At 61.8% G+C, this 20,306-nt stretch carries 22 protein-coding genes; 17 read left to right on the forward strand and 5 right to left on the reverse strand.

The genetic code is table 11. The features are described 5' to 3' along the window. Window positions 1–19 precede the first annotated feature (19 nt). Together cimA and RA29_RS12755 are read left to right on the forward strand one after the other, a co-directional pair. Complete coding sequence (gene cimA, locus RA29_RS12750; protein ID WP_039686517.1) at window positions 20–1,636, forward strand: citramalate synthase; 1,617 nt, start codon at window positions 20–22, stop codon at window positions 1,634–1,636. A gap of 40 nt (window positions 1,637–1,676) precedes the next feature. Next, a complete protein-coding gene (locus RA29_RS12755; protein WP_039686519.1) occupies window positions 1,677–2,444 on the forward strand; it encodes a squalene/phytoene synthase family protein in 768 nt (255 codons plus the stop codon). A 20-nt stretch (window positions 2,445–2,464) separates the two neighbouring features. Here RA29_RS12755 and RA29_RS12760 read toward each other — a convergent pair whose 3' ends face one another. Continuing rightward, entirely contained in the window at window positions 2,465–3,688 is a 1,224-nt protein-coding gene (locus RA29_RS12760) for an MFS transporter (protein ID WP_039686521.1), read from the reverse strand. A gap of 91 nt (window positions 3,689–3,779) precedes the next feature. Here RA29_RS12760 and RA29_RS12765 point away from each other — a divergent pair, with 91 nt between their 5' ends. From RA29_RS12765 to RA29_RS12785, 5 genes are all read left to right on the forward strand, one after another. Next, the gene (locus RA29_RS12765) at window positions 3,780–4,463 is read left to right on the forward strand and encodes a precorrin-6A/cobalt-precorrin-6A reductase (RefSeq protein ID WP_052249644.1); all 684 of its coding nucleotides are present in this window, start codon (window positions 3,780–3,782) and stop codon (window positions 4,461–4,463) included. After that, complete coding sequence (locus RA29_RS12770) at window positions 4,460–5,092, forward strand: DNA-3-methyladenine glycosylase (protein WP_039686523.1); 633 nt, start codon at window positions 4,460–4,462, stop codon at window positions 5,090–5,092. The genes RA29_RS12765 and RA29_RS12770 overlap by 4 nt, the downstream gene beginning before the upstream one ends. Continuing rightward, a complete protein-coding gene (locus tag RA29_RS12775; protein WP_039686525.1) occupies window positions 5,089–5,754 on the forward strand; it encodes an alpha/beta fold hydrolase in 666 nt (221 codons plus the stop codon). The genes RA29_RS12770 and RA29_RS12775 overlap by 4 nt, the downstream gene beginning before the upstream one ends. A 141-nt stretch (window positions 5,755–5,895) precedes the next feature. Further along, complete coding sequence (locus tag RA29_RS12780; protein WP_152613009.1) at window positions 5,896–6,489, forward strand: hypothetical protein; 594 nt, start codon at window positions 5,896–5,898, stop codon at window positions 6,487–6,489. Between the two features lie 185 nt (window positions 6,490–6,674). Beyond that, entirely contained in the window at window positions 6,675–7,259 is a 585-nt protein-coding gene (locus RA29_RS12785; RefSeq protein ID WP_039686529.1) for an HNH endonuclease, read from the forward strand. Window positions 7,260–7,312: 53 nt separating this feature from the next. On the opposite strand, the gene RA29_RS12790 is transcribed toward RA29_RS12785, so the two are convergent. Both RA29_RS12790 and xth read right to left on the reverse strand, forming a co-directional pair. Further along, window positions 7,313–7,792 (reverse strand): hypothetical protein, encoded by a 480-nt coding sequence (locus tag RA29_RS12790; protein ID WP_039686531.1) that lies wholly within the window; start codon window positions 7,790–7,792, stop codon window positions 7,313–7,315. A gap of 83 nt (window positions 7,793–7,875) precedes the next feature. Beyond that, window positions 7,876–8,658 (reverse strand): exodeoxyribonuclease III, encoded by a 783-nt coding sequence (gene xth / locus RA29_RS12795; protein ID WP_039686533.1) that lies wholly within the window; start codon window positions 8,656–8,658, stop codon window positions 7,876–7,878. 357 nt (window positions 8,659–9,015) lie between these two features. Between xth and RA29_RS12800 the strand changes: the two genes are divergently transcribed. Beyond that, window positions 9,016–9,534: a DUF6749 family protein gene (locus tag RA29_RS12800; protein WP_039686535.1), complete on the forward strand. Its 519-nt coding sequence runs from the start codon at window positions 9,016–9,018 to the stop codon at window positions 9,532–9,534. A 46-nt stretch (window positions 9,535–9,580) separates the two neighbouring features. After that, a complete protein-coding gene (locus tag RA29_RS12805) occupies window positions 9,581–10,648 on the forward strand; it encodes a hypothetical protein (protein WP_039686537.1) in 1,068 nt (355 codons plus the stop codon). A 2-nt stretch (window positions 10,649–10,650) separates the two neighbouring features. On the opposite strand, the gene RA29_RS12810 is transcribed toward RA29_RS12805, so the two are convergent. After that, window positions 10,651–10,974, reverse strand: coding sequence for an iron-sulfur cluster assembly accessory protein (locus RA29_RS12810; RefSeq protein ID WP_039687766.1), 324 nt, complete (start codon window positions 10,972–10,974; stop codon window positions 10,651–10,653). 80 nt (window positions 10,975–11,054) lie between these two features. On the opposite strand from RA29_RS12810, the gene RA29_RS12815 reads away from it, so the two are divergent. From RA29_RS12815 to RA29_RS12850, 8 genes are all read left to right on the forward strand, one after another. Continuing rightward, window positions 11,055–12,188 carry a deoxyguanosinetriphosphate triphosphohydrolase gene (locus RA29_RS12815; RefSeq protein WP_039686539.1) on the forward strand — a complete coding sequence of 378 codons (1,134 nt, stop codon included), beginning with the start codon at window positions 11,055–11,057 and terminating at the stop codon, window positions 12,186–12,188. Window positions 12,189–12,248: 60 nt separating this feature from the next. After that, a complete protein-coding gene (gene argS / locus RA29_RS12820; protein ID WP_039686541.1) occupies window positions 12,249–13,991 on the forward strand; it encodes an arginine--tRNA ligase in 1,743 nt (580 codons plus the stop codon). 122 nt (window positions 13,992–14,113) lie between these two features. Next, a complete protein-coding gene (locus tag RA29_RS12825; RefSeq protein WP_039687767.1) occupies window positions 14,114–15,118 on the forward strand; it encodes an SPOR domain-containing protein in 1,005 nt (334 codons plus the stop codon). Further along, complete coding sequence (nagZ, locus tag RA29_RS12830) at window positions 15,115–16,116, forward strand: beta-N-acetylhexosaminidase (RefSeq protein WP_039686543.1); 1,002 nt, start codon at window positions 15,115–15,117, stop codon at window positions 16,114–16,116. Before RA29_RS12825 ends, nagZ begins: the two co-directional genes overlap by 4 nt. Before the next feature lie 10 nt (window positions 16,117–16,126). Then, a complete protein-coding gene (locus RA29_RS12835) occupies window positions 16,127–16,930 on the forward strand; it encodes a ScpA family protein (RefSeq protein WP_039686544.1) in 804 nt (267 codons plus the stop codon). After that, window positions 16,914–17,567, forward strand: coding sequence for an SMC-Scp complex subunit ScpB (gene scpB, locus RA29_RS12840; protein WP_039687768.1), 654 nt, complete (start codon window positions 16,914–16,916; stop codon window positions 17,565–17,567). The genes RA29_RS12835 and scpB overlap by 17 nt, the downstream gene beginning before the upstream one ends. Window positions 17,568–17,646: 79 nt before the next feature. Continuing rightward, window positions 17,647–17,883 carry a hypothetical protein gene (locus RA29_RS12845; RefSeq protein ID WP_152613010.1) on the forward strand — a complete coding sequence of 79 codons (237 nt, stop codon included), beginning with the start codon at window positions 17,647–17,649 and terminating at the stop codon, window positions 17,881–17,883. A gap of 99 nt (window positions 17,884–17,982) precedes the next feature. Then, window positions 17,983–19,218 carry a hypothetical protein gene (locus tag RA29_RS12850; protein ID WP_039686548.1) on the forward strand — a complete coding sequence of 412 codons (1,236 nt, stop codon included), beginning with the start codon at window positions 17,983–17,985 and terminating at the stop codon, window positions 19,216–19,218. On the opposite strand, the gene RA29_RS12855 is transcribed toward RA29_RS12850, so the two are convergent. After that, entirely contained in the window at window positions 19,215–20,297 is a 1,083-nt protein-coding gene (locus tag RA29_RS12855) for a 2'-deoxycytidine 5'-triphosphate deaminase (protein WP_039686550.1), read from the reverse strand. The two genes, RA29_RS12850 and RA29_RS12855, sit on opposite strands and share 4 nt — an antisense overlap. Window positions 20,298–20,306 lie beyond the last annotated feature (9 nt).

The raw sequence follows: 20,306 nt of genomic DNA on the forward strand, positions 1-20,306 counted from the left end.
TCCCAGCAAGGGACAAGACATGACCCGCGAACGCCTCTACCTTTTCGACACCACCCTGCGGGACGGCCAGCAAACCCAGGGAGTCCAGTTCTCGACCCCCGAAAAGCACCAGATCGCCCAGGCCCTCGACACGCTCGGGATCGACTATATTGAGGGCGGTTGGCCCGGTGCCAATCCCACCGACAGCGCCTTTTTCGAGGACGCCCCCAAAACCCGCGCCACCTTCACCGCCTTCGGGATGACCAAGCGGGCGGGCATCAGCGCCGAAAATGACGACGTCCTCGCTGCCGTCCTGAACGCGGGCACCAAGGCCGTCTGTCTGGTCGGCAAGACCCACGATTTTCACGTCGAAAAAGCCCTCGGAATCTCGCTGGTTGAAAACACCGCCAACATCTCCCAAACCTTTGCCCACCTCGCGGCCCAGGGGCGCGAGGCGATCTTTGATGCCGAACACTTTTTCGACGGCTACAAAAGCAACCCTGACTACGCCGTTGAGGCGATCCAAGCCGCCTACGACGCAGGCGCGCGCTGGATCGCCCTGTGCGACACAAACGGCGGCACGCTGCCCCACGAAATCCACGAGATCACCAAGGCCGTGATCGCATCGGGCATCCCCGGTGACAGGCTGGGCATCCACACCCACAACGACACCGAAAACGCTGTCGCGGGATCTCTGGCAGCCATCGACGCAGGCGCGCGGCAGATCCAGGGCACCCTTAACGGGCTGGGCGAGCGCTGTGGAAACGCGAACCTGACGGCCCTGATCCCGATCCTGCTGCTCAAGGAACCCTATGCCAGCCGGTTCGAAACGGGCGTTTCGAAAGAGGCGCTGGCCGGGCTGACGCGGACAAGCCGGATGCTCGACGACATCCTGAACCGCGTGCCACAGAAACAGGCGGCCTTTGTGGGCGCTTCAGCTTTTGCTCACAAGGCGGGGCTGCACGCCTCGGCGATCTTGAAGGACCCGACAACCTACGAGCATGTCGATCCTGCCACTGTCGGCAACACCCGCATCATCCCGATGTCGAACCAGGCGGGGCAGTCGAACCTGCGCAAGCGACTGGCCGAGATGGGGCTGGACGTCGCGCCCAAGGACCCAGCCCTTGCCCGCATCCTCGACCGGATCAAGGCGCGCGAGGCGGAGGGGTATTCCTATGACACCGCGCAGGCTTCCTTTGAACTGCTGGCGCGGGACGAGCTGGGATTGCTGCCCGAGTTTTTCGAGGTCAAGCGCTACCGCGTGACCATTGAGCGGCGCAAGAACAAGCGGGACCAGATGGTGTCGCTGTCCGAGGCGGTCGTGGTTGTGAAAGTCGACGGAGAAAAGATGCTGTCGGTGAGCGAATCCATGGACGAGGCAGGCACCGACCGTGGCCCTGTGAACGCGCTGGCCAAGGCCTTGGCCAAGGACCTGGGGCGCTACCAGACCTATGTCGAGGACATCCGCCTCGTCGACTTCAAGGTGCGCATCACCCAAGGCGGGACCGAAGCCGTCACCCGCGTCATCATCGACAGCGAAGACGGGCAGGGGCGCCGCTGGTCCACAGTGGGCGTGAGTGCGAACATCGTGGATGCGTCCTTTTCCGCCCTGCTGGACGCGATCCGCTGGAAGCTGGTGCAGGATGGCGTGACATGATGGTACGCCAACCTGCTGCCCTCCGCACGATGTGCCGGATATGACCCTGCCCGACGTTGTTGTCCCCTGTGCGCGCATCGTTGAACAGGGCGACCCAGATCGCTTTCGCACCGTGATGGCAGCGCCGGTGTCAGCCCGCGCGGTTCTCTTTCCCCTTTATGCCTTAAATGTCGAAGTGGCCCGCGCGCCTTGGGTGACGCAGGAAGCCATGATCGCCGAGATGCGTTTGCAGTGGTGGAGTGATGCTCTGGAAGAGATCGCTGACAGTAACGCGGTACGAAAACACGAGGTGACGACGCCGTTGGCATCTGTTCTGACGCCCGTGATGGCGCGCCGTTTGGACGAAGCGGTCGCGGCACGCCGCTGGGATGTGTACCGCGATCCGTTCGAGGATGAGGCGCATTTCGACCGCTACCTCGACCAGACGGCGGGGCATTTGATGTGGACCGCCGCCGAGGCCTTGGGCGCACCGGCGGATCAAGAGGATGCAGTGCGCTCTGTTGCAGCGGCAGGGGCTCTGGTCGCTTTCTTGCGCGCGGTCCCCAAGCTGGAGGAGGCGGGGCGCATTCCCTTGGTCGATGGCACGCATGAGGGTGTCGCCGCACTTGCACGGCGCATCAGGATGCGCCTTACGCCGCCGCGCCTGCCTGCGGGTGCTCGCGCAGCACTTTGGCCCGCGCTTGGGTCAAGTCAGATTTTGAAGCAGATCGAGCGCACACCGGGCATCGTCGCGGATGGCGCGATCCCTGCGCCACTGGCTCCGTGGCGTCTGAGCGTGGCGGCCCTGACAGGGCGGGCGATGCTGTAAGGCGGATCTTGATCCGCCTGCTATACAGTGACTGCGCGCTGTCGCATCACCAGCCAGATCAGTGACCCACCCGCCAGAACAAGAAACGGCACCATTGCAATGTTGACGGCAGCCCAGCCCTCGACCGCGTCGCCGCCTGCGCAGTTCATCAGACCGCCCGATGCCAATGAGGCCAACGTCACTCCGCCAAAGACGATCAAGTCATTCATGCCCTGCATTCGGCCACGCTCTTGCGGGCTGTGTGCGCCTGCGAGCATTGTGGTCGCGCCGATGAAGCCGAAGTTCCACCCCAGGCCAAGCAGGAAGAGGGCCCAATAGAAGTTCTCCAGCTCGACGCCCTGAAGCGCCACCACGCCCGCAAGGCCCAAGATGGCGAGGCCAAGGCCCATGATCCGCTCAACCCCAAATTTCGAGATCAGGTGCCCAGTGAAGAAGGAGGGTGCGAACATGGCGAGCACGTGCACGGTGACGACATTCGCCGCGTCCGGCTCCGTGAACCCGCAGCCGACCACGGCCAATGGCGTGGACGTCATCACAAGGTTCATAAGGGCATAGGATACGGCGGCGCATATGACCGCCACGGCAATGCGCGGGTCGCGCAACAGTTCCTTGCGGGACCGCCCGGGACCGTCCGTGGCTGAGGGTGCGGGTGGCTTGGGAATGTCGAGCAAGAAGAACAGTGCCATGCCCATCAGGTTGAACCCCATCGCGACCCAGTAGATCGGGATGTAGCGGGCGACGGTTGCGTCCGCCGTATCCGCCGTGACGTAGCCCACCACCTGCGGGCCGATGATCGCTGACAGAAGGCCACCCGCCATGACATAGGAGATGGCCTTGGGCCGGAACGCGTCCGATGCCGTGTCGGCGGCGGCAAAGCGGTAGAAGCCCTGCGCGGACATGTAGATACCCGTCATGTAGCTGCCGACCAGAAACAGCCAGAAGCTGCCTATGCTCAGTGCCCAGACGCCAATTGCGGCCCCCACAAGGCCGCCGAACGCGCCCACGATGAACCCGGTACGTCGCCCAAAGCGCTGCATGACATTCGAGAGCCACGGCGCGGTCGTCATCGACCCGAACACGATGAGGGAGATGGGCAAGGTCGCCAGACAGGCGAACGGTGTAAGCTGTTGTCCGGCAAGTCCGGCCACCACGAACATCATGGTGATCTGGCTGCCGAGGAACGCCTGCGCCGCCACGAGGACGGCCACGTTGCGCTTGGCGCGTGTATCGTCGATTTGGGTCATGGGAGTTGACTATCCCTACGGCAAGCGCCCCACAAGCGCGCGTTTGAGCACAGGTGCTTGCGCGTGAGATGAACGGGGGTAGGGTGGCGATATGACACGGCTTCTGATCCTGGGTGGTTCGGCGATGACCGAACCTGCGCTACATGCGCTGGTCGGGGCAGGGCACGAGGCGTCGGTATATTGGTCGCGCGATCCGATGCAGACAGATGTGCCTTGCGTGCGCGACCTGCGTGATGGTTTGCGGTCCGCAGATGCCATGGTCGATACGACCCATCCTTTCGACACCTCAGTGCGTTCTATCGCGGCGCAACTGGCCCCGGATTTGCCGCGTGTGCGTCTGCGTCGCCCCGGATGGACGGCAACGGCGCAGGACCAATGGCGGCACGTTGATACGCTGGCCGAGGCTGTGGCCGCGCTTCCGCCCAGGGCGCGCGTCTTTGCGGCATCGGGCCGTGACAGCGCAGAGGTTCTGACCCATCACGACGGCCCCGTTTTCCTGCGTCAGCTACATCGCCATGATGGCGCGGCACCTGCCGGCTGCACATATGTTTTCGGCGCTGGTCCGTTTGATGTGGACGATGAAATCGCTCTGTTCCGGGAGATGGCGATTGATGTGATTCTGGTCCGCAATATCGGGGGATCGGGCAGCTTTCCGAAGCTGGCGGCGGCGCGGGCGCTGGGGTTGCCAGCGGTCCTGATCGATCCGCCGGACAGCGGTTTTGACGTACAGGTGGATGACAGCGATGCGTTGCTGAACTGGGTGAGGGCCCTATGAGCCCTGGACGCATCATTTCAGCGGACGCTGATGTTGCAGAGGGCGCGGCTTGGCTGGCTGCGCGCGATCCGGCGCTGGCGAAGGCGCTTGATGTGGCGGGGCCGCTGCCGCTGCGCCGCAGGCCTGACGGATTTGCCGCGCTTCTGAACGCAATCATCGGACAGCAGGTCAGTACGGCGTCGGCCAACGCGATCTGGGGCCGGTTGGAGGCGGACGGCATGACGCAACCCGTCACTGTCATTGCAGCGGGTGAGGACGGGTTGCGCGCCGCAGGCCTCAGCCGTCAAAAGATCACCTATGCCATCGCATTGGCCGAGGCGGGGATTGATTATGAGGCGTTGCGCGCGGTGCCTGATGCCGAGGTGATCGCGACACTGACGGCCGTAAAGGGGATCGGCGTCTGGACGGCAGAGGTCTATGCCATGTTCGCGTTGGGGCGGGCGGATGTCTTTGCGCCGGGCGATTTGGCGCTGCAGGAAGCGGCGCGGATGATCTTTGACTTGTCGGAGCGGCCCAAGGAAAAAGCCCTGCGCCAGATGGCCGAGGACTGGTCGCCCTGGCGGGCGGTTGCTGCGCGGCTGTTCTTCACCTACTACCGGGTCGCAAAGGGCCGAGAGGGGATCACATGACACGGGTGTTGCAGGCAGGGCGGGTCGAGCCGCGTTCGGGGGAATTGCGGTCGATTGTCGTGTTCCTGCATGGCTACGGTGCGAATGGTGCGGACCTTCTGGGGCTGGCCGAACCGCTGGGCGAACACCTGCCGGACACTCTGTTCGTAGCCCCCGATGCGCCTGAAACCATCCCGATGATGCCCAGCGGCTACCAGTGGTTTCCGATCCCCTGGATTGACGGCTCGTCCGAAGAAGAAGCCGAGCGCGGCCTGCGTGCGGCGGCGGAGGATCTGAACGCCTTTCTCGACGCGCTTATGGTGGATGAGGATGTGCTGCCCGAACAGGTGGTGCTGTTCGGCTTTTCCCAAGGCACGATGATGTCGCTGCATGTGGCCCCTCGGCGCGAGGACCCGGTGGCGGGGATCGTCGCCTTCTCCGGTCGTCTGTTGAACCCGGAGGTGCTGGCCGACGAGGTGTTGAGCCGCCCGCCGGTCTTGCTGATCCATGGCGATCAGGATGATGTTGTGCCGCCGCAATCCCTGCCGCAAGCCGCCGAAGCGTTGCAAGGGGCAGGTTGGAAGGACGTCTATGCCCACGTCATGAAGGGCACCGCGCATGGAATCGCGCCCGACGGTCTGAGCGTTGCGCTTGCCTTCATGCGGGACAAATTGGGTCTTTAAGCAGAACAATACTGCTAAATCGGCCATTTTTTATCGCGCTGACCCTTGATCTGGTGCCGTATCGGCACATTTACTTTGCCCCATCGCCAAATTTGTGGCGCACTGAACGCATAACAAAAGTGCGCAACAGGGGGACGCGAGATGAGGATGGCGCTTGCTGGGGGCTTTGCCCTGGCGGCGGCAGTGCTGAGCATGAGTTGGGCAGCACCTGCCACGGCCTTGAATATCGATGAACTGAAAACGACGTCCGAAGCCGTCGATACCGAGATGGACCGGGCCATTGTGCTGCGGTCGGTCCGGATGCCCGGCGCCTTTGGAAAACTGATCCTGGACATGGACGCCGAAGCAGGCCTGATCGACCGCAAGCGCGAGGTGGCCAATCTAACGGACGCGGATGTCTGGGTGGTTGGCCTGAAGGGGTGGTCGGACACCGATTGGCTGGAAACCAGCCCGCTTCACAGGCTGTTTGCAGCACAGTTGCACGCGGCCTCTCCGGCGCAGCGGTTCAAATCCTTTCAGTGGAATGTGCGTGGGGGACAGATGCTGGATGTGCATTTTGTGAACCTCAGCCGCGCGGCCGAGCTGTCCGAGGCGTGTCTTGCCGAATTGGTGTACCGCCTGTCTCAACGCGCGGTCACCAGCAGGCGGGTCGCCGACCTGTCACTGGTCAGCGCCCGGGCCGAACCGCTGGTCGCGCTGACCGAAGCACCAGCCGATGCCGGGCATTGCAGCTGATCGCGCGCCCTGTGGATAACCGTCACATGCCTGTCACGAAGCTGCCCTATCCGACCTGCGACATCTCGTGGTTGCCTCGACACTTGTCAGACGCTTTCCACAAGATATAGTCGTCATATAAAGCCGGGGCGGGTTCCCCGCTCTGGTGCCGATAACGGGCAGACAGGGCGAAGACGGAGTCACGAATGAACGGCGATTTCAGGACAGAATTTACGCGCAGCCCCTCTGCGCTGAAACAGCATCCGGCGCTGGTGCTGAATGCGGATTACAGGCCGCTCAGCTACTACCCGCTGTCGCTGTGGCCCTGGCAGGAGGCGATCAAGGCGGCCTGGCTCGACCGGGTGGACATCGTGGCCGAATATGACGAGGTCGTCCGTTCCCCGAGTACCGAGATCCGAATACCGTCGGTCGTTGTTCTGAAAGACTATGTAAAACCTCAAAAGCGCGTGGCCTTCACGCGCTTTAATTTATTTCTGAGGGACGAATTTCGCTGTCAGTATTGCGGGGCCAAGGGCGATCTGACCTTTGATCACGTGGTGCCGCGCGCGTCGGGCGGGGTGACGAGCTGGCAGAACGTCGTGGCGGCGTGCAGCCCCTGCAATCTGAAAAAAGGCTCCAAACCGTTGCACCGAACCGGCATGGCCCTGCGCAAACCGCCGCGCCAGCCGGGGGCAGAGGAGTTGCGGAATATGGGTCGCAAGTTCCCACCGAACCACCTGCACGAAAGCTGGATGGATTTCCTATATTGGGATGCCGAGTTGGAAGCATGAAAAACGGGAGCCAGGGGCTCCCGTTACTGGTTACAGACGATCGCGTTTGAGCGTTATTGCAGCTTTTTGACCACGTTATCGGCGAAGGCGGCGATGATCGCCTCATAGTAGATGTCACTTCCCAGCGTCAGGTCCGCCATAACGGTGCCGTCCGGAAAGTACTGCTGGGCCTGATCCGTGGTCACGGTCAAAGTATACCGCTCATTGTTGGCCAGCCCGGGTACCTTGATCTTCACCTCACCGGACAGAACGGAGTCGGCCGTGCCGATGCTTTGTTCAAAGCTGTTGGCCAGTTCCACCTCATCGATGTCGATTTCGATCTTTGCACCACGCTCTTCGATCTGCGGCGCGAGACGCTCTGCCAGTGCGGTTTCAAGGTCTGCATCAAGGCCGGACCAGACCGATGCCGCCTTTTCATTCTCGATTGCGGTCAGATCGGTTTGAACGTCGATTTCACCGACCGGGATTGTCGCCAGTGCGGCAGTGCCGGCAAGTGTCAGGGCGGCGGCGGTTGTCAGCAAGAAGCGTTTCATGTCGTCTCTCCTATCTTTCCGCACGCATGCCTGCGTGCTTGGGAGATACAACACCGTAGGCGCAAACTAGTTCCCAAGCGCTGCTAGGCGGCGAGGTCCACCCAGACAGGAACGTGGTCCGACGGCTTTTCCTCGCCGCGCACGCCCTTGTCGATCTGGCAGTCCGTCATCAGGTCGGCGCAGGTCGGGCTGAGCAGGAAATGGTCGATGCGGATGCCGTCGTCCTTGTTCCAGGCGCCTGCTTGGTAGTCCCAGAATGAATAATGTCCCGGCCCGAACGTTCGCGCGCGAAAGGCTTCGGTCAGGCCCAGGTTGAGCAGCCGCCGGAATGCCGTGCGGCTGTCGAGGCGGAAGAGCGAGTCTTCTCGCCACGCATCAGGGCGTTTGGCGTCCTCCGCCTGCGGGATGATGTTGTAATCGCCTGCCATGAGGAAGGGCGTTTCTTCCGCCAGCAGTTCTGCCGCGCGGGCGCGCAGTCGTTCCATCCATGCCAGCTTATAGTCGTGCTTCGGACCGGGCGTCGGGTTGCCGTTTGGCAGGTACAGCCCACACAGGCGGATGGCGTGGGTGTCGCCCATCACGGTTGCTTCGATGTAGCGGGCCTGTTCGTCCGTGTCGTCACCGGGCAGGCCGCGTGTCACATCCTCAAGCGGCAGCTTGGAGAGGATGGCGACGCCGTTGAAAGACTTCTGGCCATGAGTGGCCACATTGTACCCGCGATCCTCGAACAGCTCGGTGGGGAAGTTCTCGTCCACCGACTTGATCTCTTGCAACAGCACAACGTCGGGCTGCGCTTCGTCCAGCCAGCGCGGCAGCGCCTCGATCCGGGCCTTGATGCCATTGATGTTGAACGTTGCGATTTTCATATCCACCCCACGCGCTACTGCTCCCGACATGTCGCGCATCCTATGCGTAACGGCAAGCCCCCGGATCAGGTGGCCAAGAAGGTGCAAATTAACTATTTCTTAACTATTCGATTCGCGCTAAAAGTGGGTAACCACAGGCCGTGATCTTGAAAAACTGATTGAAATCAGGGCTGTGGATAAGTTTTTTTATTCCCATACCTTCTGGTTTGAAGCTGGCCGCGACCAATTGGTTCTGCGGCTTTCCTTATGTGGATAAGTTCCCATGAACTCGCCTTTGAGAAGAAAAATCCTTTTGTGAATCTCCTTTAGCGGGCAACGCTTGAGGGGTCTCAACTCAAAGGCGAAAGGATTTCAGCCATGACAGCCCAACGCAAAATGAACACCGCTCTCGACACGTCCGCACTTGGTGGATTGCACGCCGGAGACGGCATCGAACTGTTCTCGACCAGTAGCGCACCAAGCGCCGTGGATACCATCCTTGGCGAAGGGATCGAGATGTTCTCGACCAGCAGTGCTCCTGCGGCAACAGACGCGACCGTCGGGGATGGTGTTCACCTGTTTTCCACCAGCAGCGCGCCCATGGCATCCGATGTAACCGTCGGAGAAGGCGTGGAAATGTTCTCAACCAGCAGCGCACCGACAGCGACGGATGCAATTGTTGGCGACGGCGTTGAGATGTTTTCGACAAGCAGCGCACCGACCGCCGCGGAAACGGCAGCGGGCGATGGTGTGGAGCTTTTCTCGACCAGCAGCGGCCCGACGGCTTCGGATGTGACGTCTGGCGATGTGACCGGTGCGTTTTCCTCCGGCTCCGGCCCCGTGACAGGCACCGTCATGCAGGGTGATGTCACCGGCCTGTTCTCCTCGGGCTCCTGATCCGCGTCGGCGGGACATGACCAACAGCACGTGAAAGGACACCCCCATGTCAAATATCATTGCGCTCAATGTCCCGCCGCGCCGTCAGCGCCTGGCCGAACGGACGGACAGGCTGATAGACCTCTTTGCCACGCAACGCCGTCTTCCGGACGATGTGCACTGGCTAAAGGAGAACGCCGAACTGCTCAGCATCCTGGAATGTACCGGGATGCAGATGCGCCAAGGCGCTCTCGATCCGCAAGTCGATTTCTATGCCGGGTTGAGGGCGCGTTTGCAGTTCTTTCCGCAATACTACCGCTTCCTGCTGTCCATCGGTCTCGATCTTGAAGAGCTGGGGATCACAGGCACAGGTGTCGATGGCCAGATGGAAGCTTTGTGCCACTGGGTTGTAGGGCAGGGGCTGCCCGACGCCGAACTCAGCGACCTGCAACGCGCCGAAGCGCGCCGCTTGCTGGCCCGTCGTGATGTCACCTGTACGGCGGCTGACCCGCATCTTGACCAACGTTTGCGCGCGTTCATCGGTCGGTCGCATACGTTTGCCCTGCCAAACAAAAAAGCGGCCTACGAACTCACGCATATCGTGTTCTATCTGTCCGAATACGGACGGCGCGACCCTGCGCTTGATGCAAGCGCGCTGCGCAGCCTCGAATATGTCGGGATCCTAGCGCATCTGGACCAGAACATCGATCTGCTGGCCGAGGTGTGTATCGCGCTGAAACAGGCGGGTGAGCAGCCCAATGCTGTTTGGGTCGATGCAATCCGCAACGCCATGGGCGCATTTGTTGTGACCGCAGACGATACCGTAACGCCGGGTGATGATTATCACGAATACCTGGTCGCAAACTGGGCGGGTCAGGTTTTGGGTCACGATGATACGGGTGCCGCCATTCCAATCGGGCGTGTGCGCTTCGATCAGACCGAATATCGGCCAAGCGCATTGCGCGGCGTATCAGGTGCCTTGTTCGAGGCAGCGCAGACCCGCAGCAACGATTGGGAACACATGTCTGACTATGTGTTCAGCACGCTCGAAGACGACGCAGCCCTGATGCTGGAGACGACAATCGCCTCCACTACCGAATTCGGGGCATTCTTCGAAGTCTTCGCGCGGGCCTGAGCCTACATCGAGAACGATGTGCCGCAGCCGCAGGAACTCGTGGCATTCGGATTGTTGATCACGAATCGGGCGCCAATCAACTCTTCGGAGAAGTCGATGACCGCATCCGAAAGGAAGGGCAGGCTGATGCTATCTACGACAACTTTCTGGCCCGCGCCTTCCAATACGAGGTCGTCTTCTTTCGGGTCGTCCAGCGCGATTTCATATTGAAAACCGGAGCATCCGCCCCCTTCGACCGCCACACGCAAGGCCTGTCCCTGATCGGCGGCACCAATCTCGGCCAGGCGTTCAAAGGCGCGGTCGGTGACTTTGGGTGGCAATTGCATTTGCGTCTGCTCCGAACGGTTTTCATCGTGCTGAGACTGCAATATATGCGCATCAGCAACAGGCGACAAGGATTTGGCAGATGTCTGCGCCCTATGCCTCGGATCCAGCCCGCGCACGGGGACGGCGCTGGCCGGAAGAGGAGATGTCATTCCGGTCGCCCTTTCAGCGGGATCGGGACAGGATTATCCACGCCTCGGCCTTTCGGCGGCTGAAGCACAAGACCCAGGTGTTTGTCGAACACGAGGGCGACTATTACCGCACCAGGCTGACCCACTCGATCGAAGTGGCGCAGGTGGCGCGAACGATTGCGGGGGCGCTCGGTCTGAACGATTGCCTGACCGAAGCCGTCGCGCTGGCCCATGATCTGGGCCATCCACCGTTCGGCCATACGGGTGAAGATGCGCTGCAATCGCTCATGGCACCTTACGGCGGCTTTGATCACAACGCGCAGGCGATCAAGATCGTGACGCGCCTTGAGTGCCATTATGCTGACTTCGATGGGTTGAACCTCACCTGGGAAGCTCTTGAAGGTATTGCAAAACATAACGGTCCGGTCGTGGGCGATCTGCCCTATGCGTTGGCTGAATACGACGCGGAACATGATCTGGAGTTGAGCACCCATGCCAGTGCCGAGGCGCAGGTGGCCGCACTGTCCGATGACATCGCCTACAACAACCACGACCTGCATGACGGATTGCGCGCCGGGCTGTTCAGCGAAGATGACATCTGCGACCTGCCAATGATCGGCCTGGCCTTTGCCGAGGTGGACAGCCTTTATCCTGCGCTTGATGCTATGCGCAGGCGGCACGAAGGGCTCCGCCGCGTCTTTGCTGCAATGGTCACCGACGTGGTCAACACCTCCCGCAGCTTGCTGGCCGACAGCGGGGCGCAATCGGTGGAAGACATCCGCCATCTTGGCCGCCCCGTTATCCGGTTTTCGGACGCGCTTTGGTCCGACCTGAAACAGATCCGGGCATTTCTGTTCACCAACATGTACCGCGCGCCGTCCGTCATGGTGGAACGCGAGCGCGTGACCTGTATCGTCAATGATCTCTTCCCGCTGTTCATATCTCAACCCGATCTGTTGCCGACGGAATGGCGGCGCAATGTGGATATTGGTGACGAGATCGCGCTCGCCCGAAGCGTGTCAGACTATATCTCCGGCATGACGGACCGCTTTGCGCTGCAGGAACACATCCGCCTCACAGGCTAGTCCCGCTTGACGCTTCGGGTGCGCGTGATACACCGCGCGCACCCAATGAATAGGCCCCAAATGAACCTCTTTGCCGACATCCGCGCCCTTGTGCTGACCAACCTTGCCGCCATGGTCGAGGCGGGCCAGCTGCCCGAAGGTTTGGCGACCGACAACGTCACGGTCGAGCCGCCTCGCGATACCGCACACGGCGACATGGCAACGAATGCTGCAATGGTTCTGGCGAAACCCGCCAAGATGAAACCGCGCGACATCGCCGAGATGCTGGCCACACGGCTGTCCGAAGACGCGCGGATCACGAGCGCCGAAGTGGCAGGTCCGGGGTTCCTGAATCTGCGGCTGGACCCGTCTGTCTGGCAGGGCGTGGTGGCGGCGGTTTTGCAGGCGGGTGCAAGTTATGGGCGCTCCGAGCTTGGCGCGGGCAAGAAGGTGAACGTCGAATATGTCTCGGCCAACCCCACCGGTCCGCTGCATGTGGGTCACACACGGGGTGCCGTCTTTGGCGATGCGCTCGCATCCCTGCTCGACTTCGCAGGTCATGATGTGACCCGTGAATACTATATCAATGACGGCGGCGCGCAGGTGGATGTGCTCGCGCGCTCCGTCTATCTTCGCTACCTCGAAGCGCACGGGCAAGAGGTCGCGTTCGAGGATGGCACTTACCCCGGCGACTACCTGATCGGCGTGGGTGAGGCGCTCAAGGACAAGGTTGGCGACGCTTTTGTCGACAAGGGTGAGCAGTTTTGGCTGACCGAGGTGCGGGAATTTGCAACCGAAGCCATGCTGGACCTGATCCGCGATGACCTCGCCGCACTCGGCGTTGAGATGGATGTCTTCTATTCCGAAAAGTCGCTCTATGGCACGGGCCGGATCGAAGCGGCGCTCGATGATCTGCGGTCCAAGGGGCTGATCTATGAGGGCGTGCTGGAGCCGCCCAAGGGCAAAAAGCCCGAGGATTGGGAGCCGCGCGAGCAAACCCTGTTCAAGTCCACAGACCACGGCGACGACGTGGACCGCCCGGTGATGAAATCGGATGGGTCTTGGACCTATTTCGCCCCAGACATCGCCTATCACTATGACAAGGTGCAGCGCGGGTTTGACGCGCTGATCGACGTGTTCGGCGCTGATCACGGGGGCTATGTCAAACGGATGAAGGCGGCGGTGAGTGCGCTTTCCGAAGGCGCCGTGCCGCTCGACATCAAGCTTACCCAGCTGGTGAAACTGTTCAAGAACGGGCAAGAATTCAAGATGTCCAAGCGGGCAGGGACCTTTGTCACCCTGCGCGATGTCGTGGACGAGGTCGGGCCAGACGTCACACGCTTCATGATGCTGACGCGCAAGAACGACGCGATGTTCGACTTCGACCTCGACGCTGCACTGGAGCAATCCAAGGAAAACCCTGTGTTCTACGTGCAATACGCGCACGCGCGGGTGAAATCGGTTCTGCGCAAGGCGGAAGAGGCGGGCATCGCCGCCGATGACGCCACGCTGGCAACCGCCGATCTCACAAAACTGGATCACGAGGCCGAATGGGCGCTCGCCGCCAAGCTGGCCGAATGGCCGCGGCTGGTCGAGACTGCTGCTCGCACGAACGAACCGCACCGGATCGCATTCTACCTCTATGATCTCGCCGGCGTCTTCCACGGCCTCTGGAACCGGGGCAACGATCTGCCCGAATTGCGCTTTTTGCAGGACGATGTCGCGACATCGCAGGCAAAAATCGCACTGGCCCGTGCCTCTGCCGTTGTAATTGCAGCGGGCCTTGGTATTCTTGGTGTGGAACCGGCCGAAGAGCTGCGTTAAGGCCTCGCAAACGGGGCACACAGGCACACTTCCCAAGGCGCGCAGTGACCCATGGTGTCACGCGGGCAGAAACAGACACATGACTTGCGCGGGCACGTATCCGCGTGGGCAATGAGGCAAAGATGGCAGATATGCACTACACCCACGAGATGGGTCACGGGGGCTATGATGCGCACGACGATGCATCTGCGCTACCTTCGAACATTCTGAAAAACCTTACAAACTTCGCGGGAGCCGCGGTATCGCTGGCGTTGATCGCAGGCGTATCGGTCTGGGGTTACAAGCTGGTGATGCGCGACGTATCCGGCATCCCCGTCGTGCGCGCTGCCGAAGGCGAGATGCGCGTGCGGCCTGAAAATCCCGGTGGTCAACTGGCCCGCAATACCGGCCTTGCCGTCAACGAAGTCGCCGCTGCGGGTGAGGCGTCGGGCCCTGTTGATCAGGTCACTCTGGCCCCGCGCCCCATTGATCTGACGGACGAGGACCAGCCGATCCCCGCGCAAGCCGTGGCACCCGTGCAACAACCCCAGCCGCTGGATGTCGAGGCCAGCCTTAATGCTCCGCAACTGGACGTGGCCGCTGCCCTTGCCGAAGGCAATGTTCAGGGGCTGGTGAACCAGCTGACCGCCGGTGTCGATACCATCGAAGCCTCACCGATCGAGGATGCGGTGGCCGAAGCGGTGCTTGCCAGTGTCAGCGCAGCCGATCTGCCGGAAACACCCACACCTGTGCCCGCCGTGGTCACGGGGCCGGGGCCACAAACCTCTGTCCGGCCGCAATTGCGCCCTGCCTCCGCTCCGCGAACAGTCACGCCGGCCCCGACGCAAGTGGCCGCTGCACCTCAAACATCCGAACTCGACGCTTCCGCCATCCCGACCGGTACACGGCTTGTTCAGTTGGGCGCATTTGACAGCCCAGACATCGCCCGTGCCCAATGGGATCAGATGCAGGGGCGCTTTGGCGACTTGCTGCGTGACAAGGACCGCATTGTGCAGCAGGCGCAATCCGGTGGGCGCACCTTCTACCGTCTGCGCGCACACGGTTTTGCTGACCTCAGCGACGCGCGCCGCTTCTGTTCGGCTCTTGTGGCCGAAGGTGCCGACTGCATCCCGGTTGTCACACGATGAGCAATTTCGGCGCGACCATCCTCGACGCGGATGGTCTGCGTCTGACGCCAGACGAAAAAGCGTTCTTTCGCGACGCTGATCCGTTCGGTTTCATTCTCTTTGCCCGCAACATCGACACGCCCGATCAGGTCTATGGCCTGTGCTCGGAAATGCGCGATGCGGTGGGCCGTGATGCAATCATTACCATCGATCAGGAAGGCGGGCGCGTGCAGCGCCTGCGTGGCCCAATCTGGACCGAGTGGCTGCCGCCACTCGACTTCGTGCAGGCCGCAGGCGACGACGCAGAACGCGCAATGTATTTGCGTTACAGGCATATAGCGCATGAACTCAAAGCGCTGACCATCGACAGCAATTGCGCCCCCATGGTCGATCTGATCGTCAGTCAAACCCACGACTTCCTGCGCAACCGCTGCTACGGCACGTCGCCGGGTGACATCGCGGCCCTTGGCCGTGCGGCTGCACAAGGGCATCTCGACGGCGGCGTTGTACCGGTCCTGAAGCACATGCCCGGCCACGGGCGCACCGATCTCGACAGTCACTACGACCTGCCGCGCGTCGACGTCAGCCTCGACACGCTGCGGGAAGAGGATTTTGCCCCTTTCCGCGATTTGAACGACCTGCCCATGGGGATGACCGCCCATGTCGTCTACGAGGCGGTAGACGAAGTACCGGCGACTCTGTCCAAAGATACGATGGACCTGATCCGCAGCGACATCGGCTTTGATGGCCTGATCATGACCGATGACATCGGGATGAAGGCGTTGGAAGGGACCGTTGACCTCATCACGCGCCGCGCCCTCGACGCTGGCTGTGACGTCATCCTGCACTGCAACGCGCCGCTGGCGGCGCGCATCGCCTCCGCCAACGCCGCTGGTCCCATGACCGACGCGGCTCAAGCCCGCGCAGAGGCCGCGCTTGCCGCGCGCAAAACCCCTGACGACATTGACATTGCCGAGCTCACCGCCGAACTTGAGGCGCTTTTGGGCGGGGCAGGTTAAAGCGTGGGGCATGGCTGAAGACACATTCGAGGAAGACCGGATTTCGGTCGCCGACCGCCTCGCGGCGGAGGCGCTGATCGTAGATGTCGATGGGTTCGAGGGTCCGCTCGACCTGCTTCTGACGCTCAGCCGCACGCAAAAGGTCGACTTGCGTAAAATCTCGGTCCTGCAACTCGCGCATCAATACCTGGCATTCGTTGAAAAGGCCAAGCAACTGCGCCTTGAACTCGCTGCCGATTACCTCGTCATGGCGGCTTGGCTTGCCTTCTTGAAATCGCGCCTGCTTCTGCCGCCGGACCCGGCGGAAGAGGGGCCTTCGGGTGAAGAGCTGGCCGCGCATCTCGCGTTCCAACTCGAACGGCTGCAAGCCATGCGCGACGCAGCGGCGCGACTGATGGCGCGCGACCAATTGGGGCGCGATTTCTTTGCGCGGGGGCAGTCCGAGATGGTGACGCGCGTGCGCAAGGTCACCTATTCCGCGACGCTCCTTGACCTGATGCAAGGTTACGCCCGCATCCGCACCCGCGACGAATTCCGCCCCTTTGTCATGGACCGCGACGCGGTATTTACGATGGAACAGGCGCTCGACCGGATGCGCGGGTTGATCGGCTTTGCCGGCGACTGGACGGACATCCTGTCCTATCTGCCCGAAGGCTGGGAGATGGACCCGGCCAAGCGCCGCTCGGCTACTGCGGCCACCTTTGCCGCGAGCCTGGAACTGGTGAAAGAAGGGCATCTGGAAATCCGGCAGTCCGAGACATTCGCGCCGATCCAACTGCGCAAGAGAGATGAAAATCGTGACCGAAGCACCTGAAGAACAAGAAGAAAGCCTGTTCGAAGCCCCGCCCATGGCGGAACAGGAACGCATGGTCGAAGCGATCCTTTTTGCCACCGCCGAACCGATCACCACACGCGAATTAGAAGCGCGCATGCCCCATGGCTGCGACGCGGCCGAGGCGCTGGTTTACCTGCGCAAACGCTACGAGGGGCGTGGGGTGCAAGTGATGAAGGTCGGTGATGCCTGGGCGATCCGGACCGCTGCCGACCTCGGCTTCCTGATGCAAAAGGAAACGGTCGAAACGCGCAAACTCAGCCGTGCCGCCATCGAAACGCTTGCCATCATTGCCTACCATCAACCCGTCACACGGGCCGAGATCGAGGAAATCCGGGGCGTCAGTGTCAGCCGGGGCACCGTGGACCAGCTTCTGGAACTCGAATGGATCCGGTTCGGGCGGCGCAAGATGACGCCGGGGCGGCCCGTGACCTTTGTGGTCACGCAATCCTTCCTGGATCACTTTGGGCTCGAAAACGCCCGCGATCTACCGGGGCTCAAGGAGTTGCGCGCCGCCGGGTTGCTGGAAAACCGACCGCCACCCGGCACATTACCCGGTCCGGAAACAGATGTCGAAGACGAAAGCGAAGAGGGGCAATCCGAGCTTTTTGAGGATTGATCGGGCGAGTGGGCCTGAAAAACGCCCCATTTGTCTCTATGTTGTGCCCAAGCCAGATGGCAGGAGCAGTCCGATGAATGTGAAGCAGATCATCAACATGATCATGCGGATCGTCATGCGAAAGGCGATCAGCAAGGGCATCGACGCAGGTGTCAACCGGGCGACGCGCGGTCGCGGTCAACCCAAGGCGCCGCCTCCGCACCCCGATGATATGGCGCAAAGCGACGGCCCGACGCAGGCGCAGATCCGTGAACAGCGCAGGGCGCGGCGCGCGGCGCGTCAGGCCCGGCAGGCCGCTAAAGAAGGGCGAGAATAGCAGCGACCCCGCGCCGGAGAGGTCGGGAATACCACCGTTGATTGAGACCGCACGCTGCCGTAGCGTCACCTCCATTGATTTAAATGGGGGATTTCAATCATGCCAGATCGCGCACCCAGCCTCTTTGTGTCGTCCGTATCGCTGGGCGTCACCGTTATTGGGCTCTACATCGTCTTCGTGCTGTTCGTCACAATCGGCTTTGGCAGCTACATTTACCGCACCGCCTGGCAGGCGGAGCCGGTCACGGCTACCGCACAGGAAAACCGAACGCTTGTCGCGGATATCGACAACCTTCTCTTTATCATCAAGCGCGAACAGGATCTCGAACGCTCCAAGACATTGGTGAGCGAAGACATCCAGATCCACGCCGCCGCTATGTCAGATATCGAAACGCGGCACAGCAAATCCTTCGGCACGATTGCGACAGCCAAGCGCGCGCTGCGGGCAGAGGTGGATGCCACGCTCGGAAAGCTGTCAGAGTATCAATATGACCTCGCCGGTCCGCAGCGCCTGATCTACGACACCACGCTCGAAAACATGTCCATCGCCGTGGCCGCAGAAGAGGCAAATCTGCGCGCCACCACGGCTGACCTGCAGCTCCGCGCCTTGCTGCGCACGCTTGGTGAGGGGTTGGCGGGCAGTGACGTCGATCTGGACACCACGGACCGCTATGCGGCCTTTCATGACGACGCGCTTGCCAAGCTGGACCTGTTGTCAAAAGGGGTCGACAGCGCCAACACCGCATCTCTGGCCATCAAGGCCGAGAAAGCGGCGCTTCAGGCCCAGATTGACGCGTTGCGCCTGCGCTGGACGGCGCATGACGAACAGATCCTCGCGCTGCAAAGCACGCTGGGGCCCGGCGATCCGGCACGCGCGCGGCTGTCGGCGCTGTCGTTGAACTTTCCCATCTTTCCCGACATCCTGATGCGCTTCGTCAGCTTTCCTACGATCTTCCTGACCCTGATTGTGACCATTGCGGCAGGGGGGCTCGGCACCGTTGTGGCCTTTTCCCGGCGCTATTACTCCGCCAAGAATGCCAATGAACTGACCCTGTCGCGCCTCTTTGTAAACGTGGGCGAGGGGATCGCCGCCGCCATCGCGATCTTTCTGTTCTCTGGCGCAGGGATGCTGGCGCTGACCCAGGGCAGTGGCCCGGCAAACGATGTGGAGCTGAGCCCCTATACGGTTGCCTTCATCGCGTTCCTGTCGGGCTTCATGGCCGAGGATGCCTTTGCCTCGATCCAGTCAGCAGGCAAGCGTATCTTCAAACCCGACCCACCCGCTGAAAAGAACGGTCAGGCAACGGACGAAGGCGGTAAGCCGGAGCAGGTCTAACCTTTCGGCACGGTGAAGTGCTTGGACAGCTTCAGGCCCTGTCCTTGATAGTTCGACGCGATGCCCGCGCCGTAAAGCTGCGCGGGCCGGGCGGCCATGCGTTCATAGATCAAGCGGCCGACGATCTGGCCGTGCTCCAGCACAAACGGCGCCTCGTGGCAGCGCACCTCAAGCACCCCGCGTGATCCGGTGCCACCGGCCGCGTCATGACCAAAGCCGGGATCGAAGAACCCCGCATAATGCACCCGGAACTCACCCACCATGGCGAGGTAGGGGGCCATTTCGGCGGCAAAGTCCGGCGGGATGTGTACCGCCTCGCGGCTGACCAGAATGTAGAACGCGCCAGGGTCCAGAATGATGTGACCATCCCGCGCGTGCACCTCTTCCCAGAACTCCGCAGGGTCGTAGTGCCCGATATTGTCGAGGTCGATCACGCCTGTATGCGGTTTCGCCCGGTATCCCACCAACGTGGTGTCGGGCAGGCGCAGATCGACGGAAAAGCCCAAGCCCTCGTCAATGACCGCGTCCCCGTCCACCAGCGGCATCTCCGCATGCAGCGCGGTCAGAGCCGCATCATCCAGCACGGCTTGGCCCGCGCGGAACCGGATCTGGTTTAACCGCATGCCCGGGCGCACCAGCACTGAAAAGGAGCGTGGGCAAATCTCGGCATAAAGTGGCCCCGAATAGCCCGGTGGGATGCGATCGAACTCCACACCGCCATCCGTGATCGTACGGGTCAACAGGTCCAACCGGCCAGTCGAGCTTTTGGCATTGGCGACGGCTTGCACGCCATCGGGCAGGTCCAGCGCCTCCATCAAGGGCACGACATAGACGCAGCCCTTCTCCAGCACCGCACCGCCCGACAGATCAACCTCGTGCATCTGGAACTCATCCAGCCGGTCGGCCACGCGCCGGCCGTGCCCCGCCAGAAAGGACGCGCGCACACGGTAGGCTACGTTGCCCAACCGCAGATCAAGGCTTGCGGGCTGTATCTGTTCGGCGATGACGGCGGGTTCTGCGGTGATCTCACCACGGGCCATCATGGCCTGTAATTCTGTGTCTGGAAGTACGCCGATCATGTCGCCCCC

Origin of the sequence: Tateyamaria sp. ANG-S1, assembly GCF_000814025.1 — a bacterium.
Taxonomy (GTDB): domain Bacteria; phylum Pseudomonadota; class Alphaproteobacteria; order Rhodobacterales; family Rhodobacteraceae; genus Tateyamaria.